Annotated in this window: 3 protein-coding genes; 1 reads left to right on the top strand and 2 read right to left on the bottom strand. The window is 65.4% G+C overall.

Features of this window, described 5'->3' with window-relative positions:
• Window positions 1-179: 179 nt before the first annotated feature.
• A complete protein-coding gene (locus AC1DT2_RS20870) occupies window positions 180-620 on the bottom strand; it encodes a secondary thiamine-phosphate synthase enzyme YjbQ (RefSeq protein ID WP_063573613.1) in 441 nt (146 codons plus the stop codon).
• Between the two features lie 13 nt (window positions 621-633).
• Window positions 634-1,221, bottom strand: a complete 588-nt coding sequence (gene pdxH, locus AC1DT2_RS20875; RefSeq protein ID WP_477298466.1) for a pyridoxamine 5'-phosphate oxidase — start codon at window positions 1,219-1,221, stop codon at window positions 634-636.
• A 21-nt stretch (window positions 1,222-1,242) separates the two neighbouring features.
• On the opposite strand from pdxH, the gene AC1DT2_RS20880 reads away from it, so the two are divergent.
• On the top strand, window positions 1,243-2,052 hold the full coding sequence (locus tag AC1DT2_RS20880) for a kinase (RefSeq protein ID WP_477298468.1): 810 nt from the start codon (window positions 1,243-1,245) through the stop codon (window positions 2,050-2,052).
• The last annotated feature ends 308 nt before the right edge of the window (window positions 2,053-2,360 follow it).

Genomic DNA, 2,360 nt, shown 5'->3' on the forward strand with positions numbered 1-2,360 from the left:
CCAGGACACTCCGTAAATCTACGGTCGSATGGCGGTGATCGACGCGCGAGCATGGACACCGACATCCTTTTCCCGTTCGACACGCCCGGCGGAACACGGAACATGGCCACCACCACCCCCGGTGGTCTGCCGCCGGCGTGGCGAGCGGGTTCTCTCGTTGACCGGCCGTGGCAACCTTCTCAGTGGCCCGATATCGTCACCGTGATCTTGCGCTGGTGGGCTTCGTGACGATGTTCGTAGAGGAACACACCCTGCCAGGTACCCAGCAAGGGGCGTCCACCGTGCACCGGTACGGAAAGCGACACACCGGTAAGCACGGCACGCACGTGCGCGGGCATATCGTCGGGGCCTTCGTCCTGATGGCGAAATAGCGGATCGCCATCGGGCACCAGTCGCGCGAAGAAACGCTCAAGGTCGGCCACCACCGTCGGATCGGCATTCTCGCCGATGAGCAGCGAGGCACTGGTGTGCTGGACGAACACGTGCGCAATGCCGGTCGTGACACCACTGGCCGAGACGGCGTCGGCGATCCGGTCGGTGATCTCGATGAGCGACCGCCCTCGCGTGTGCACGGTGAACGTGGTCTGCGCGATGTGCTGTACGGGCTGGGCGCGGCTCATCGCAAACTCCGGATCAGGGATAAAGCAGGCGGCTCGTCCAGCTTGTACCGTGTTCCGCGTGCACGATACGTTCGTGCAGGCGGAACTCGGCGCCGTACCAGAACTCGACGCGGTCCGGCTTGAGAAGGTAGCCACCCCAATGCGGAGGACGCGGCACGTCGCGGCCTTCGAACTCTTTCTCGAAATGTGCCACGCGGTCTTCAAAGGTCTGCCTGTCCGGCAGTTCCTGACTCTGCTTCGACGCCCAGGCACCGATCTGGCTGCCACGCTGGCGGCGAACGAAATAGGCGTCCGATTCGGCGGCACTCGCCTTGCTCACGCGCCCTTCGAAGCGCACCTGGATGCCTTCGCGGATCTGCTTCCAGTGGAAGCACACCGCTACCTGGTCGTGCGCGGCCATCTCACCGGCCTTCRCACTCTCGTAGTTGGTGAAGAAGCCCAAGCCGTTCTCATCGATCTGCTTCAGCAGCACGATGCGTGAATGCACGCGGCCGGTGCCGTCCACCGTGGCGAGGTTCATGGCGGTGGGTTCACGATCGCCGCTGGCCTTCGCTTCGTTCAGCAGGCCGCGGAAAGTGTCGAGGATCTCGGGAGTCAGCATGGGTAGGCTATGCTTGCCGGTATGGAATCAGCCGATGCTATCACGCTCGCCGAGCGGGTCCTGGGGCGTTTCGCCGCGTCGATCGCGCACGCCTCGTCACCGTTCATCCTCGGCATTTCCGGCCTGCAGGGCAGCGGCAAGAGCACGCTCGCGGCCTCGCTGATCGAAGCCGCACGGGAGCGGGGCTGGTCGGCCGTGAGCCTTTCACTGGACGATGTCTACCTGACCCGCGCCGAGCGCGAGACGTTGGGACGTCAGGTCCATCCGCTACTGCGCACACGCGGCGTTCCCGGAACCCACGACCTCACCCTGCTCGCTTCGACGCTCGACGCCCTGGAGAAAGCCGCTCCCGAGCGACCCGTTTCAATCCCGCGTTTCGACAAGGGTCAGGACGACCGCTACGCGATGTCGCTATGGCCCGAGGTCCCGCAGCCCCCGATGCTGGTCATCCTCGAAGGCTGGTGTCTCGGCCTCGAGCCGCAGGCGGAAGCCGATCTGGTCCCGTCGATCAATGCGCTGGAGGCCGGGGAGGATCCCGACGGCGTCTGGCGTCGGTGGGTGAACACGAAGCTCGCCGACTACCTCACCGTATGGCGCCGCCTCGATGCCCTCGTCCTGTTGCACGCCCCTTCGTGGGACATCGTGGCCCGCTGGCGCGACGAAGCCGAATGGTCGCTACGCGCCCGCGGCGAACCGCGCGCGATGGACGAGGAAGAGATGACGCGCTTCCTCCAGCATTACGAGCGACTCAGCCGACATGCACTCGCCACGCTGCCGGCAAAGGCCGACGTGGTTGTCGCGCTCGATCGCGAGCGCCATCGAATCGGATAGCTCGCTGCGCGAGCTCGTGCCGCTCTTGTAGGAGCCGATTCATCGGCGAACCCTCAGAGGTCGTCGTTGCGAATGAGGCATTGCATCGCATCGTGCGGGCGTTCAACCGCTCGCCCGATCACCACAAGGCCTCGTTCGCAAACCCGATAGCCCGAGGGTTCGCCGCTGAAGCGGCTCCTACGAAGGCGGGTTGGCGCGTTGAGGCAGTCGTGCGACGCACAGCGACGAAGCGGCGTTGCGCATTTGCCGCGCGCAACCTCAACGTCCGGTGTCGCGGTCGGGTTGGCCCTTGGGGCCGCCTAAGCTGA

The sequence above is a fragment of the Luteibacter sp. P4_E6 genome (genome assembly GCF_056401535.1).

Coding starts and splice junctions, on each gene's coding strand:
- AC1DT2_RS20880 (WP_477298468.1), top strand. CDS start 1,243: ATGGAATCAGCCGATGCTATCACGCTCGCCGAGCGGGTCCTGGGGCGT.
- AC1DT2_RS20870 (WP_063573613.1), bottom strand. CDS start 620: ATGAGCCGCGCCCAGCCCGTACAGCACATCGCGCAGACCACGTTCACC.